Source organism: Paludibacterium sp., assembly GCF_019232825.1.
In the GTDB taxonomy this organism is placed as follows: domain Bacteria; phylum Pseudomonadota; class Gammaproteobacteria; order Burkholderiales; family Chromobacteriaceae; genus Paludibacterium.
Genome location: NZ_JAFAND010000095.1, coordinates 26,180 through 41,611, shown reverse-complemented (window position 1 = coordinate 41,611; position 15,432 = coordinate 26,180). Strand labels below are relative to the sequence as shown.

Genomic DNA, 15,432 nt, shown 5'->3' with positions numbered 1-15,432 from the left:
GGAGCGTTCGCTCCCCGCCTCCAGGTTAGGGTGTTAATCGGCGGTCAACACCAAGCATCCCGCCACCTCGCGCAGGCGCGCGGCGTTTTTCAGGTATAACCACGACGACTGGGCATCGACCGGCATCGACGCCCAACTCAGCCGGCTATCGAAAATCAGCCGGCGCACGTCGGGGTTGGGGTGGGCTTGCCGCGGTTCGCACAAGGTTGTGTAGGGCGCAATCGACGCGCAACGCGCGGCATTGCGCCGAACTCCGGTGGCGCACTGCCTTCGGCGAGTGCGCCCTACTCTCCACTGCCCACTCCCGACTCCCTCTTCACGGCCGCCCCCAAGGCGATGTCGTCCGGCGGCAGCGGTTGGCTGAAGAGGTAACCCTGCACGTAGTCGCAGCCCAGCTGGCGCAGAATGTCGAGCTGGGCTTGGTTTTCCACCCCTTCCGCCACGACTTTCAGCCGCAGGTTGTGGGCAAGTTGGATGATGGACGCGGTAATCGCCTGGTCCTTCGGATTCGCGACGATCTGGGCGATGAACGATTGGTCGATCTTGAGCGCATCGATATCCGATCCCATCAGATACGCCAACGAGGAATAGCCGGTGCCGAAGTCGTCGATCGACAGGCGCACGCCCAACGCGCGCAACTGCGCCAGCATCGGGCGCTGATCGTGCGTGTTCACCATGAGAACGCCTTCGGTGACCTCCAGCTCCAGCAAGGCGGGCGGCAGCGCATGCCGTTCCAGAATCCGCGCCACCGTCGGCGCCAGTTGCGGATTGTTGAATTGGCGCGGCGATAAATTCACCGCCACCGGGCAATGATCCGGCAGCTGACCGGACAACTGCCAGGCGCGGCGCTGTTTGACCGCGGCCTCCAACACCCATTCTCCCACCTGATTGATCAGACCGGTCTGCTCCATCAACGGGATGAAGACGTCCGGCCGGACTTGCCCGTTGTGACGCCGCCAACGAAGCAAAGCCTCGATGCCGACGATGTGCTGGCCCGCGGTATCGAACTGCGGTTGGTAATCGAGAGAGAACTCGTGGTTGTCGAAGCCTTGGCGGATGCCTTGTTCGAGCAGCATGCTGGCTTGCGCGCGCGCGTTGAGTTCCGGCGTGAAGAATTCGAAGGTGTTGCGCCCCAGGCTCTTGGCGCGGTACATGGCCAGGTCGGCGGCCAGCATCAAGCTGTCGGTATCGTTGCAATTATCCGGAAACAGCGCGATGCCGATGCAGGCGCCGGTCGATAACGAGTGGTTGCGCATCTCGAACGGCGCGGACAGCGTGTTCAGCAGTTTGCGCGCCACCAAGGCGGCGTGCTCGACGTCCTCCAGATCATCGATGATCACCGTGAATTCATCGCCGCCCAGGCGCGCGATCACATCCTTGGCGCGCAACGCCGCCTTCAGGCGGCCGGCAACCGATTTGAGCACCAAATCGCCGACATCGTGGCCCTGTGTGTCGTTGATGTCCTTGAAATGGTCCAGGTCGATGAAAAACAGCGCCAGATGCCGTCCGGAACGGGCGCTGCGCTGCACGCAGCCGGCCAGCGCCTGCTTGAGGCCGTGGCGGTTCAATAGGCCGGTGAGCGAATCGGTCACCGCTTGCTGCCGCAACTGTTCTTCCATCTTTTTTTGCTGGCTGATGTCCTGGAAGACGATGACCGAACCGCTTTCCGCGCCGGGCAACGGCGCGCAGCTCAAGGCCACCGGCAGCGTCTCGCCGTCCATGCGCCGCAGCAGCGTATCCGTCAGCCGCAATGCCCGGCGCGACTTCCAATAGCGGTAGAACACGGTGTTTTGCCAATCGGCCCCATTCGCGCTGGGCGGCTGGCCGATTTCGAGGAAGTTGGCGCCTAACAGCTGGTCCGGCGCGGCGGCCAGCAAGCGCAGCGCGGTCGGGTTGGCGAAGTGGACCCGGCCGTCGGGCGACAATCCCAGCACGCCCTCGTCCGCCGCGTTGAGCATCGATTCGTAGTACCTTTTCTGCGCCGCCAGCAGATCGTTGACCCGCTCTCTCTCCCGCTTGTAACGCGCGAGCTCGAGGAACTGCTGCACCTTGCCGCGCAGCACGGCCGAGCTGATCGGCTTGAGGATGAAGTCGACCGCGCCATGGCGATAGCCATCGACGATCTCTTGCTCGTCCCGGGCATAGGCGGTGAGAAAGAGCGTGGGAATATCGCGGGTACGGCGGTTGGCGCGCATGGCGCGCAATACTTCGAAGCCGTCCATGTCCGGCATGTTGACGTCGAGCAGCACCAGCGCGATCTCCTCGCGATACAGCGTCTCCAACGCTTCGTTACCGGAGCGCGCTTGCAGCAAGTGGGCGCCGCAATCGCTCAAAATGGCGTCGAGTACCGCCAGGTTCTCGCCGTGATCGTCGACCAGCAAAACGCGTTGCAGGCGATCCTGCGTGCATTGCACCGCGTTGGCGGCGTTTACTCCGGAATATGTGCCGTGCCCATTCATCTCAGCATCTTTCCTATCAGGGTCAAAAGCGCCTGGCGCTCGACGGGCTTGGCCAAGTACGCGTCTGCCCCGGCCGCCAGGCATTTTTCGCGGTCGCCTTTCATCGCCAGCGCGGTCAGCGCCAGGATCGGTTTGGAGAAATGCAGTTCGCTGCGCAAGATGGCCGTTGCCTGGTAGCCATCCAAAAGCGGCAACATCATGTCCATCAGAATCAATTCGATTTCCGGCTGGCGGCGCACCGCATCCAGGGCCTCCTGGCCATTGCGCGCCACGCGCACGTCCAGACCGGCATCCTCCAACAGGCTGGTCATGGCAAAGATATTGCGTATCTCGTCGTCCACCAGCAGCACCTTGCGCCCAGCCAGTGTCTGCAATAGCGACGGGTCGGCCAGTGGCGGCGGGGGGAGCGGGTCGCTCAGCGGATGCGGCGCGGCGCGCGGCGCGCTCTCGGTGAGTAGCGGCAAGTGGAGGGTAAAGGTGCTGCCTTGGCCCACGGTGCTGTCCACTGTCAAGTTGCCGCCCAGCAAGGCCGCCAGCTGGCGGGCGATGGCCAGCCCCAAGCCGCAGCCGCTGACGCGGCGGCTGGAGGTGCCGTCCAGTTGGACAAAGGCATCGAAAATCTCGGCTTGCTTATCGGCGGGTATGCCGCTGCCGGTATCGCTGACCGCGATGGAGAGCGTGGCTGGATCGGCATCGATGCGCACGGCGACTTGCCCGTTGGCCGGCGTGAATTTGCAGGCGTTGGAGAACAGGTTCTTGACGATCTGATAGAGCCGCTTGAAATCCACCACGATGGTGTCCGGCACCGCCGTGGCGACCTCGCAGGTCAACGATAGCTGGTGCGACTCGGCAAGCGGCGTGAACGTGCGGCGCAAATAGTGGCAGAGCTCGCGTGGAGACAGCGGTTCCGCGTGGATGTCCAGCTTGCCGGCCTCGATGCGGGACAGATCGAGAATATCCTCGATCAGCGCGAGCAGATCCCGGCCGGATTGATGGATGATTTGAGCGTAGTTGAGCTGCTTGGGCAGCAGATTGTCCTGGGGCGCGGCGCACAGATGTTCGCTCAACAGCAAGATGCTGTTGAGCGGCGTGCGCAGCTCATGCGACATATTGGCCAGAAACGCCGATTTGTAGCTGCTCGCTTGCGCCACCTGCGCGGCTTGCGCATGAAAGCGCGCCTCGCTGGCCTTGCGTTCGCTGATGTCGATGATTGAACTGAGCACCATGGTCCCTTTGCGGGTCTCTAGCGGGTTGAGACCGATTTCGACCGGGAATTCGCTGCCGTCCTTGCGGCAAGCGAACAACTCGCGCCCCTGTCCCATCGGTCGCGCGGCCAGCGCCTGCATGAAACTCTGCCGCAGGAACACGTGATTGACGCGCAAATCGGCGGGGAGCAGCACTTCGACCGGCTTGCCGATCAGCTCGTCGTGCGCATAACCGAACCAGCTTTCCGTTCGGGCGTTGAGCGCCGCGATGCGGCCTTCGCGATCCACCACCACCACGGCGTTGGGGATGGCCTCGAGGAAGGGCGCGAGCCGTTTGCGAAAACGCGGCCAGGACGTCAGCCAAGCACGGGCTTGCCGCCGCAGTGCCGACTCCGGCATGACCAGCGCGTCCAGAACGGCCCTGAGTCTGGCCATGCGCTGGGAGCGGGGGGGCGGGATCGAGGACTGGGTCATGGGGAATTCCTTCCGTCAGGCACTCGGCGCGGGACGGCGGAAGCGTCGGGTTTGGATGCGGCGCTTCAGGATGAAGTGCGTACTTAAAATGGATAAATCACATGAGAAAATATTAACAATGGTTAAGGCGAATGCAAGACGTTTTTTGTCCCGATCCGCCCAAGGTCGCGGCACCGCCCCATGAGCAATATTTTAAAAAAAGGGGACGGGGTCAAATAATTGGCCTTTGCCGATAAAGTGGCCGCCGTGATGGTTAATCGCCTGCAAAATCAAGCTGAATTTGGCATGTTTGGCTTTCCCTTCGCGCCGAGAGGGATACATTAGCACCTTCTTAAAAACGCACGTCAGGACCACCTGGAGGTATTCAGGGACGGCTGGCCTTGAAGGAAGAACAACATGCCTCTGTCCATCGAAAACCAGAACAAGCTCGATGCATTCTGGGCCCATTGCGTTAAAAACCAATACTTCAATATTGGTTATCCCGAATCGGCGGATTTCGATTACGGTGGTCTTGAGCGCTTCATGCGCTTTTCTCTGAACAATTGCGGCGATTGGGCGGAGTACTGCAATTACCTGCTCAACACCTTCGCGTTCGAGGAAGAGGTGATCAAGCATTTTGCCAAGCTCTATCGCATCGGCTTCGACCAAAGCTGGGGCTATGTCACCAACGGCGGCACCGAAGGCAATATGTTCGGTTGCTACCTGGCGCGCGAGTTGTTTCCCGATGGCACGCTGTTCTATTCGCGCGACACGCACTATTCGGTCGCCAAAATCGTCAAGCTGCTGCGCATCAAATCCCAAGTGGTGGATTCGCTGCCCAATGGCGAGATCGATTACCAGGACCTGATGCGTAAAATCGCCGCGAGCGGCGAACGTCATCCCATCCTGTTTGCCAACCTGGGTACGACGGTCAAAGGCGCCGTCGACGATATCGGCCGTTTGCAGCGCTTGATGAGCCAAGCCGGTTTCGCGCGCGAGGATTACTACATTCACGGCGACGCCGCCTTGAGCGGCATGATCCTGCCCTTCGTCGACGATCCGCAACCGCATAATTTTGCCGACGGCATCGATTCGATCAGCGTGTCCGGCCACAAGATGATCGGCACGCCGATCCCGTGCGGCGTGGTGCTGGCACGGAAAAAGAACGTCGATCAGATTTCGGTCGAAATCGACTATATTGCCGCCCACGATAAAACCATCACCGGGTCGCGCAACGGCCATACGCCGCTTTTGCTGTGGTACGCCATCCACGCCGTCTCGTTCGAGGAGCAGCAACGGCGGATCGCCCATTGCCTGAGAATGGCCCAATACGCCGTCGACCGTTTCCAGGCTTGCGGCATCAAGGCTTGGCGCAACAGGAACTCGATTACGGTCGTCTTCCCCTGTCCGTCCGAAGACGTGTGGAAAAAGCATTGTCTGGCCACGTCGGGAGCCTATGCCCATCTGATCACGACGGCGCATCATCTGGACAGCAGCCGCATCGATGCCTTGATCGACGACGTGGTCGCCGATCTGGCGGAAGCCGCCGCCTAACTGCGTGGCGACGGGGCGGACCCCTCGTCCGGTTTTCTGACACAATAAGCCCGGGGCGATCCCCGGGCTTTCGTTTGGGAGAATGGAGCGGACCATGACGCTGGGCGGTATGCCGCAGGATATCGTCGTCGAGACGGACAATCTGAAGCATTGGGTGGAAGCGCGGCTTCGCGGCGTCATGCACCGTTATGGCTATCAAGAAATCCGGTTGCCGGCGCTGGAGGCCAGCACCCCTGCCCACGAGTCGGCAGGGACGGCGTGGGACCGCTTGCGCCCCGACGGACTGCCTTCCGGCGTGCGCGCCGTGCTGGCCGCGCACACGCCGGCGCGGCGCGGCATCGAGCGCATTTGGTTTCTCCGCCCGGTGCTATGGCACGGTCCTCAAGGCCCGCGCCAGACGGTGGAGTTTGGCGTGGTGGTCTTCAATGCGCCGGACCCCGCCATCGAGGCGGAGCTGGTGTTGTTGATTCGCGAACTGTGGCGGGCCTTGGGGCTCGCGCAAAAGGCCGAGCTGACCGTCAACAATCTGGGAAGCTGGCGCGAGCAGGCCCAGGATGCCGCCGGTCGCCTCGGATTGCATAGCCGGCGCCATTTTGCCGAGTTCACGCGCATGCTCGACGCTTTGGGCCAGTGCTGGCTGCTCGATGCCGACGATGTGGCCGGACGCGGCTATTTCAACCATACCGTGTTCGACTGGCGCCTGGCATCCGACGCGACGGGGGTGTGTAACGGCGGGCGTTGCGACGAACTGGCCTCGCGTTTGCTGGGGCGGCCGCTGCATGCGGCCGGGCTCGCCATCGACGTTGAACGGTTGACCGACCTGTTGTGCCGCTACCAGCCACCCGCGACGCAGTCGCCGCCGTGCGTGGTGCTGCGCGCCGAGAGCCGGGAACAAGCCACCGACTTGGTGTTGTTCGGCCATACGTTGCGGGCCCGCTTGCAGGGATGGCGGATTCGCACGCAGCTGTCCAGTGCGGCGCCGGAGACTGCCGCCGAGGACGCCGACTGGCGGCTGGTGCTCCGCCGCGATGGGCGCTGGACGGTGTGGTCGCGCGCCGAGGGCGCCGTCGGCGAGCAGTCGACCGATGCCTTGATCGACTGGTTGAGCGGCGCGCAAGCCGCCGGCCGGGAGCGCTGACGATGCCGAGAAAAGAACGGCTCCTGGTGACCGAATTGCCGCAGTTGCTGGCCCTGCGCGGCAACAACGGCGAATTGCTCTTCCGCGACGAGGACGATTATCGCACCTTCGTCGGCTTGCTGCGGCAGGCGGCCATCGACATGCCGCTGCGTCTGCACGCTTTTTCCTTGTTGCCGAGTCAGATTTATCTGCTGTTGACGGTCACGGACAAAACCGTGCTGGCGCGATTCATCCAATACCTCGGACGGCAATATGTGGCGTACTTCAACCGCCGCCACGGGCGCAGCGGCGTGCTGTGGGAGGGGCGCTACCGCAATGCCGGCGTCGAGCCGGCCAGCTATTTCCTGTTGTGCCAGAAGTACATCGAATTACGCGCGCTGGAGGCGGGGGACGACGTCGATCCCTCGTTGCTGAGCAGCGGCCCGGCGCACTTGGGGCAGTGTCGCCAAGATTTTCTGACGCCGCACGCGACCTATCAAAACTTGGCGGCGGAGGATGCCGGACGTCAGCAACGCTACCGGCAATTCCTGTCCGCCGCGCTGGGCGCCACGCTGGTCCATCGGGTGGAAAGCTGTTTGCGCCAAAACGTCGTGCTGGGCAATCTGAATTATTGTTTGGAGCTGGAACAGCGGCTGCGGGTGCCGGTACGCCCCCGTCCGAGCGGCCGGCCGCGCAAGCATTATCCCGACCGGCTCGATTATTGGAACCGGCTCGATGCCGAAGCGCGTCAGGTCTTGCTGTCGGAAGGTTATCGCGAGATCCGGCTGCCGTTGCTGGATGGCGACGACGAGGCCGACGATTGGGCCGCCCGTTTGCTCAGCGATGGCACCATGGGCTGCTTGCGTGCCATCGCCGCGCAGCATTTGACGGAAATGCCGGCCCGGCTGTGGTATCAAGGGCCGGTTTTCCGTAACCACCACCTCGACGGCGGGCAGCTTGAACAATGGCATCAAATCGGCGCCGAGGCGCTGGGCTTTGACGACGTCGACATCGAACTGGAACAGCTGCTGCTTGAGTACGCGCTATTGCAGCGCTTGAAACTGCTTCCCCAAGTTGAGCTGGAAATCAATACCCTGGGCACGCCGGCGGAGCTTGCCCGTTATCGGCAACGATTGTGTCAGCACTTCGAGACGGTGTTGGCGCCGCTCGACCCGGTGGCGCGGGCGAGTCTCGCGTCCGCGCCGGAAGTGCTGCTCGGCGACCGTTTGCCCGGGGTGCCGCGCGCGCTGATCGATAGCGCGCCGGACATGCTGCACAGCCTGTCCGACGCGAGCCTGGCGCGCTTTGAACGTTTGACGGCGGCATTGGCGCGCGCGGGGCTGCCGCACACGGTGCGTCCCGACCTGTTTCCGCACCGGCCCTACTATCAGCACAGCTTTCACGAATGGTCTGCGCCCGGCTTGGAGGATCACCCGGTGTTGTGCCGAGGCGGGCGCTATGACGAGGTCGCCACGCGCGTCATCGGCAAGGCCACGCCCGCCTGCGGTTTCGCCTTCATGGTGGAGCCGCTGCTGCAGTTGGCGGAAAAGGCGCGTAGCCAGCCGGTGGTATCCAGCGCCCGCCAGGATATCGCCATCCTGCAGGAGAGCGAGGGAGATGCCGCGGCGGGCCTGCTGGTGGCGAGCGGGCTGAGGGATGCGTTTCCCCTGTTGGCCGTGGTCTGCGACTTCGGCGTGGGGCAGCGCGCTTGGCGGCTGCGCCATGCGCTCAAGGGCGGCGCGCGCATTGTGCTGACGGTGGCCGACCAAGGCCGGCGCATTGAATTGTGGGACGTTGCCGCCGCGCACCGGCAAACGTGCACCCGCGAGGGACTGGTTAGCGCGATCAGGCTGATGCTCTCCTGAAGACAGCCCCATGTGCATCTCGCAATGCAGCATTCATGACTATTCCGGCTTGCCGCCATCCAGGCCGACAAAAAGCGCATGTAGTCCGTCGACTATTAAGCAATAGTTGTGCCATGCATGTTTTGTCGAACTTTTTCAGGCAAAGCCGCTGTATGGCTATGATTTTGTCAAGCCATTGAAAATAAACGATTTGATGGTTTTTTGCTTTGCGGGCGATTACGCAAACTTGCTGGAAAGCGGCGCTTTTTTGACTGTCTGATGGTGGGGCGGGGGCGCAAAAAGGCCCTTTTTCGCCATCTTGCGCGAATCGACAATATTTGCGCGTCTTTTGAGATGTGATGATGCGTCAGGTGGAATGCGAGTTGGGGTTGGTGGCGCAAAACCTTTTATAAATCAATATATTGATATTGACGCCCCCCTTGTAGTGCGGCTCTGCACTATATCAACCAATTGCGATATTGCCCTGGTGTTATCCCATTCCTATGCTATAAAGCAGAAAATAATCCATAGCAGCTAATGTTTATACATTGATATGCTGAAATACATTGGCGCCAAAATGCGTTTTGTCAGGCCAAGGCCGATTTTATTGGGATTGGACGGGGTTTTGGCTTCCCGGTATCTCTCTTTCAATCTTTCCCCCCGTTGATTGGCACCGGCCTGAAAGCGCCGCCGTTATTGATTCTTATCGTTTCCTCATCGAATATTTTTCGGAAAGGAAGGGAAAAATCAATTGAGCGGAAAATGACAAAGAATCATGCTTTTGGAATGATGTAAATATGCTTTCGGCATTGTTTGCATGTTGCGCTGCAAAATTTGGAATTGAATTAGATGTTGATGTGTATCAAGTAGTGCAGTTGTCAGAGCAAGCACATTATATACAATTCTGAATATTACCAATTTCTCATATTTATAGGGTGTGAAGGGCAACGTACCCCGGCATCCAGAGGTTCTGGCAGCGCACATCAGGAAGTCGCTGCGCTGCCAACGGTGTGGACCCGGTAGTCAACGGGAGCAGTACTGAATACCCGGCCATTCGTAATGAGGGCTCGGGCGTGTTCCGGAACAAGGCGGTGGCCCCTGTAATTCGCTACTGCCAGGGACGCGAAAGCCAATTGGCTGGGATCCCGGGTGAATGCGCGGGTGCCGGACTGATTGAATGTTCGATGCAGTAATTGGGAGCAATAATATGTCTTCTAAGTCACACAAGATGGGGCTGTCCGCGTTGACGGTCTTCGTAGCGCTGAACATGATGGGGTCCGGGATTTTCCTGTTGCCCTCGAGTTTGGCTAAGGTCGGTTCGATCAGTATTTTTGGTTGGATCATCTCTACCGTTGGTTCCATCGCTTTGGCGGTGTCCTTCTCCAAGCTGAGCTTCCTCTGCCCGAAAGAGGGTGGTCTGTACGCTTACACCCGCGACGGTATCGGCGAATATGCCGCCTTTACTGAAACCTGGTGCTACTGGCTGTCGCTGTGGGTCGGTAACGTGGCCATCGCCGTAGCCGGTATCGGCTACCTGGCATACTTCGTTCCGGAGCTGAGTAAGCCGATGCCGGGCGCCATCGCCGCCATCATCTCCATCTGGTTCTTCACCTTCCTGAACTACCCGGGCGCCGGCTTCATTGGCCGCATCCAGAAGTTCACCTCGCTGGGCATGTTGATCCCGGTGGTGGGCATGGCCGTGTTGGGCTGGTTCTTCTTCCACCCGGACTACATCACCGCCAGCTGGATCGTTGACAAGAAGCAAAGCAGCTGGGATGCCGTGATGGCCGCTTCTTCGCTGACCCTGTGGGCATTCCTGGGTCTGGAATCGGCTTGCATCGTGACCGGTGTGGTTGAAAACCCGAAGAAGAACGTGCCGATCGCCACCATGCTCGGCACGCTGTTCGCCGCTGTCATCTATATTCTGTCGACCTTCGCCATCATGGGCGTGGTTCCGGCCAAGGAACTGGCTGCCTCGAGCGCTCCGTTCAGTACCGCCGCACAATATATGTTCGGTAACTGGGCTGGTTCGTTCGTCAGCTTCTGCGCGGTCGTTGCCTGCCTGGGCTCGCTCAACGGCTGGGTATTGACCACTGGTCAAGTGTCGAAGGCCGCTGCCGACGACGGCATGTTCCCGAAGATCTTCGCCGATACCAACAAGTACGGCACCCCGTTCAAGGGCATGATCATCACCGGCGTGCTGATGACGCTGATGGGCTACATGACCGTATCGCCCGACCTGGCTTCGCAGTTCCAGATCATTACGCTGTTGTGCGTGTTCACCAACGTGGTTCCGTACATCCTGGCTACCGCCGGTATCTACAAGATCATGAAGGACAACAACATCGCCTCCGGCGAATACACCCGCTACGGCCTGATCGCCCTGCTCGCCCTGGTCTACAGCTTCTATGCGCTGGCCGGCTCCGGCAAGGACACCGTGTTCTGGGGCTCGCTGACCATGATGCTGTCCATCCCGATGTACGGCTGGATCTCGCATTCGGTTAAGCAAAAGCGCGAAACCGCTGCGGCTACCACCGTGACGAGCGAAAACGCCTAACGATCAAGTACCTCAGCTTCTAATCAAGCTGACTTTGGCCGGTCGCAAGACCGGCCATTTTTTCAGGGGGAAAGCCCTTCATCCCTCCGGCTTGATGAAGTACCCCAACCGCCCGACGGCAATTGCCGCCGGGCGGTTTGCATTGAGGCCTTGCCATTTGTAGGGCGCCAATCGACGCGCAACGCGCGACATTGCGCCAAACCTCGGAGGCGCACTGCTGTTGTGTAGGGCGCCAATCGACGCGCAACGCGCGGCATTGCGCCGAACCTCGGAGGCGCACTGCTGTTGTGTAGGGCGCCAATCGACGCGCAACTCGCGGCATTGCGCCGAACCTCGGAGGCGCACTGCTGTTGTGTAGGGCGCTAATCGACGCGCAACGCGCGGCATTGCGCCAAACCTCGGAGGCGCACTGCTGTTGTGTAGGGCGCTAATCGACGCGCAACGCGCGGCATTGCGCCAAACCTCGGAGGCGCACTGCCTTCGGCGAGTGCGCCCTACGCGAATGTGTGCCCTTGCGCCAAACCCCTGGCGCAAAAAAAGCCCCTGGCGATCAACGCCAGGGGCTAGGTTTATTGCCGTTGCAAACGTTAGAGGATCAATCGCAGCGCAATGGTCGAGGAGGAGCCGGCGCCTTGCAGTTCCGACGAAACGTAGAGTTTGGTCGGCATATCCGCGCGGGCCATCTTCTCGAAGCCGTTGTCGAAGAACAGTCCGTCGATCGGTCCGGACAGCAGATAGAGGGCGCCGATCTGCTTGGCGCGCGCGCGCTCGATCAAGGAGAGCAGCAAGCGCTTGGCCACGGATTTGCCGCGCATGTTGGAGGCCACGACCAGCGAGCGGATAAGGCCGATATCGCCGTAAACCTCCATGCCGATGGTGCCGACGACACGGCCGTTTTCGGTGGCCACGACGAAGTGCATCAGATGGTTGAGCGCGCCTTGCACCGGTAGGCGGTTGGCGGTCAGCAGATTACGGATCTCGTTCCAGTCGGTCGGGGACGCGGGTTGAAACTGAATGCCGTCGTCCGGCAGCGCTTCGACCGGCGGCGGTTCTTCAATCCATTCCTGTTCCGGCTGCTGCTCGCGTTGCAACAATTTGTTGAACAACGATCCCTGCGACAACAGCTTTTGAAACAACGAGCCGGAGCGTGGCGCGTCCGCCTGTGCGGCGGCATGCGGGACCGCCGCGGGGGTGGGCGCCGCGCGCGGGGTGATCGGCGGCGCAACGGAGGGGCTTGTCGGTGCGGGCGTGGGGGCCGGGCGCGCGACCGGAATGGCGCGCGTTACGGCGGGCTCGACGGCGGGGCGCGGAATCGCGCCGCGCTGTGCGGGCTCTTGCGGCACGCCATGCTGCGCCAGGCGTGGCTTGTCCATCGGCTCCGCTTGCCGTTCCTCCAACTGCTGAGCGGCGCGCGACAAGGGCGTGCGCGGCGTGGTGCGGGACAGCAGCGGGCGGGTTGGCAGGGTTTTGGAGCCGACGATCCGCGTGTGGGCTACCGGCATTGGCGGGCGCACCTTGTCGGCCAGCGGAGACACCGGCCGCGGCGGGGCGTCCAGATCCGGATGCGCGGCGGCTTGCGCCTCGGCGGCATGATGTTCCGCCTCCGACATGTCCGCTTCGGCGGTGACGAGTTCGGCTTCCGGCGCCGTGGCGGGCGCCGCGTCTTCGATCGCTTCGTCACTGAGCGCGCTATCCGGCTGTGGCGGCGCCTCCTCGACCTCGGCGAGGGCGGCTATGGCGGTGTCCGGCGGCTCGGCGGCGGCTTCGGGCATCTCTCCCTGCATGCCGCCGATCAGAAGCACCAGCGCTTGGTGAATCTGTAGGCGTTGCTCGGCACTGAGCCGCAGCATGAATTGCTCGGCATGCGCGTCAAGCGACTCGCTCAGCGCCAGATAGCGTTTATGACCCTTGGCGGTCAGCTCCAGCCAGCGGCTGCGGCGATCGTTGTCATGGCGGGATTTGGCGACCAGGCCGGCTTGTACCAGGCTTTCGACGGCACGACTGACCCAGCCTTTGTCGAGGCTGAGGCGACGGCCTAGTTCCTGCTGCGTAAGCAGGCCGGCTCGCCCCAGCTCCATCAAGACGTGGCTCTGTGTCGAAGACGTGTCGTGGCCGCTCGTGACATGCTCGCGTTGTGCCTGGGTATACAAGCGGGTCAGTTCGCGAAGCAAGTTTCCAATAGAGGGCTGCATTGCGGGTTCCTGAAGATGGTTTGCTGCTCCAGAAAGCAAGTTTTTTTAAGATTAAAGTTGCTTAAGACAACGTAAAAATGTCAAACAGCTTGCCAGAATTAGTAGACGAGCAGCTTGTCATTTGCAATCAGCCATTTCTGATGATTGTTATATATCAACTATATTTCATGGCGTCGAAGAGTGAAAGAAAACTCGAAAAAATTTTGACGGTGGGCAGACGAAAGTGTCGCTAATTCCTCCCAATTTTGTGCGGGAATGGCGCTATTTCTTGTCAACGAAAAGGTTGTTTAAGGCAATTTAATGGCGGGAGAGGGTTGTGCCGCCATGGTTTTTTCTTGCGCGCCGGCAGGCCGAAAAAAACCGGCGCAGTGCGCCGGTTTTCGTACGCCATCACAACGGTCAGGTATGGAAGCGGGAAACCAAGGCATGCAGCCGGTCGGCCAGTTCTTCCAGTGCCGCCGCCGAAGCAACCGCTTGTTGAATCGACGCATCGTTCTCGCGCGCATGCTCGGCGATGGCATCGATATTATTGGCAACCGTATTGCTGACCTGTTGTTGCTGTTCGGTGACTGAGACGATCTGTTGCAGGCCGTCGCAGACCTCGGCTGCGCTGGCGTTGGCGCCGGTTAATACTTCGGCGACACGGTCGGCGGATTGGTGGCTTGAAGAAAGCAGTTCCAGGCTGGTCACAACGGTCTGGCGAACCATCTCGGTCCGCTGGCCGAGCGCTTGAGTGACATCGTCGATTTCGCGCGCTGAAACGGCCGATTTTTCCGCCAGCTTGCGCACTTCGTCCGCCACCACGGCAAAGCCGCGCCCCGCTTCGCCGGCACGCGCCGCTTCGATGGCTGCGTTGAGCGCCAGCAGGTTGGTTTGATCTGCGATCTCGCGCACTTGCTGGGTCATGCTGGTGATCGCCGTGGTCGAGGCGACCAACTCGCTTTCCGCGTCGGCCATCACGCGCACGGCTTGCTCGACTTGGCTGAGATCCTGTTGCAGCGCGGCCAGGCTCGTGACGCCCTCCTCCGCCCGTGCCAGGCTGTCTTTGGCGCGGTGGTTGACCTGGGTGGCGCTGTCGGCGATTTCGCTGATGTGGCCGGCCAATTCGATCACCGAACTGGCGGCGACGTGCGATTGGCTGGTTTGTTGTTCCGAGCTCTCGCTCAGGCTGGATGCCTGGGCGGAAAGCGTGTGGGCGGCGCCGTTGACTGCCGTGGCGGAGGCGCCGACTTGGCGCACCAAATCGGCGATGGTCTCCAGCATCTGATTGAATCGCTTGGCGGTTCGCCCGATTTCATCGTCGTGCCGGTCGGTGAGCCGTTGCGTCAGGTCGCCCTCGCCCTTGGCGATCATGCCGAGGCGATGCTCCATCGACATCAGCGGCCGCGTGACGAAGCGGCGGACGAAGAGGAACACCACCAGGATCAAAGGCAGCGATAGCACGACGGCGAAGGCGAAACATTGATTGCGGAAGCTCGCCACCGAATCGTAGGTTTTCTGCAGCGAGATGCGCATGCTGACCAGACCCAGCGGCGTCCTTTCCGCCACCATATGGCAACTCATGCAGTTCTTGCCCAAGTATTGCTTTGACGCAAGCGCCGGGTAGATGACGCGCAGATGCTCGCCGATTTGCGGTGAGGACTCGATGCGGATGATCGGTTTGCCGTCGGCGAGCGCCTGCCGTTCCGCCTCGTCTTGCGGCTGTGCTTCGCTGCCGGCGCCGGGACCGAATTGCTTGACCACCGCCGGGCCGCGCACGACCCGCAAGTCGCGCACCGCCGACAGCTCCTTGATCTGATCCAGAAACACGTTGCGCTGGTTGACGGTGCCGGTGATCATCATCCCGGTCAACCCGGCCAGAGTCATTTCGTTGATCGAGTGCGCCATGTCGGTGGCTTGGTCGATGGCGATATCCTTGGTGACCTGTGTTTCCCAAGCAATCATCGCCCCCCAGGCGATCACCAGACACAGCCAGATAGCCCCCGTCAGTCTCAGCCAGATCGGCCAATTGGAAAATTTGCGCATACATGCATCCGGTACACCAGTGGTGC

At 61.2% G+C, this 15,432-nt stretch carries 9 protein-coding genes; 4 read left to right on the top strand and 5 right to left on the bottom strand.

The features are described 5' to 3' along the window. Positions 1-33: 33 nt before the first annotated feature. The 3 genes from JOZ06_RS12950 to JOZ06_RS12940 all read right to left on the bottom strand — a co-directional run bounded on the left by JOZ06_RS12950 (position 34) and on the right by JOZ06_RS12940 (position 4,138). A complete protein-coding gene (locus JOZ06_RS12950) occupies positions 34-204 on the bottom strand; it encodes a hypothetical protein (RefSeq protein ID WP_293233061.1) in 171 nt (56 codons plus the stop codon). Between the two features lie 80 nt (positions 205-284). Further along, positions 285-2,459, bottom strand: a complete 2,175-nt coding sequence (locus JOZ06_RS12945) for an EAL domain-containing protein (RefSeq protein WP_293233059.1) — start codon at positions 2,457-2,459, stop codon at positions 285-287. After that, positions 2,456-4,138, bottom strand: a complete 1,683-nt coding sequence (locus JOZ06_RS12940; RefSeq protein WP_293233057.1) for an ATP-binding protein — start codon at positions 4,136-4,138, stop codon at positions 2,456-2,458. Before JOZ06_RS12940 ends, JOZ06_RS12945 begins: the two co-directional genes overlap by 4 nt. Positions 4,139-4,534: 396 nt before the next feature. Between JOZ06_RS12940 and JOZ06_RS12935 the strand changes: the two genes are divergently transcribed. From JOZ06_RS12935 to potE, 4 genes are all read left to right on the top strand, one after another. After that, positions 4,535-5,671, top strand: coding sequence for a histidine decarboxylase (locus JOZ06_RS12935; protein ID WP_293233055.1), 1,137 nt, complete (start codon positions 4,535-4,537; stop codon positions 5,669-5,671). A gap of 94 nt (positions 5,672-5,765) precedes the next feature. Further along, the gene (locus JOZ06_RS12930) at positions 5,766-6,809 is read left to right on the top strand and encodes an ATP phosphoribosyltransferase regulatory subunit (RefSeq protein WP_293233054.1); all 1,044 of its coding nucleotides are present in this window, start codon (positions 5,766-5,768) and stop codon (positions 6,807-6,809) included. Positions 6,810-6,811: 2 nt separating this feature from the next. Next, the gene (locus JOZ06_RS12925; RefSeq protein WP_293233052.1) at positions 6,812-8,653 is read left to right on the top strand and encodes an ATP phosphoribosyltransferase regulatory subunit; all 1,842 of its coding nucleotides are present in this window, start codon (positions 6,812-6,814) and stop codon (positions 8,651-8,653) included. A 1,186-nt stretch (positions 8,654-9,839) separates the two neighbouring features. After that, a complete protein-coding gene (gene potE, locus JOZ06_RS12920; RefSeq protein ID WP_293233050.1) occupies positions 9,840-11,189 on the top strand; it encodes a putrescine-ornithine antiporter in 1,350 nt (449 codons plus the stop codon). 587 nt (positions 11,190-11,776) lie between these two features. Here potE and JOZ06_RS12915 read toward each other — a convergent pair. Next, the gene (locus JOZ06_RS12915; protein ID WP_293233048.1) at positions 11,777-13,381 is read right to left on the bottom strand and encodes a GNAT family N-acetyltransferase; all 1,605 of its coding nucleotides are present in this window, start codon (positions 13,379-13,381) and stop codon (positions 11,777-11,779) included. Positions 13,382-13,780: 399 nt separating this feature from the next. Then, entirely contained in the window at positions 13,781-15,406 is a 1,626-nt protein-coding gene (locus tag JOZ06_RS12910) for a methyl-accepting chemotaxis protein (protein WP_293233046.1), read from the bottom strand. Positions 15,407-15,432: the final 26 nt, after the last annotated feature.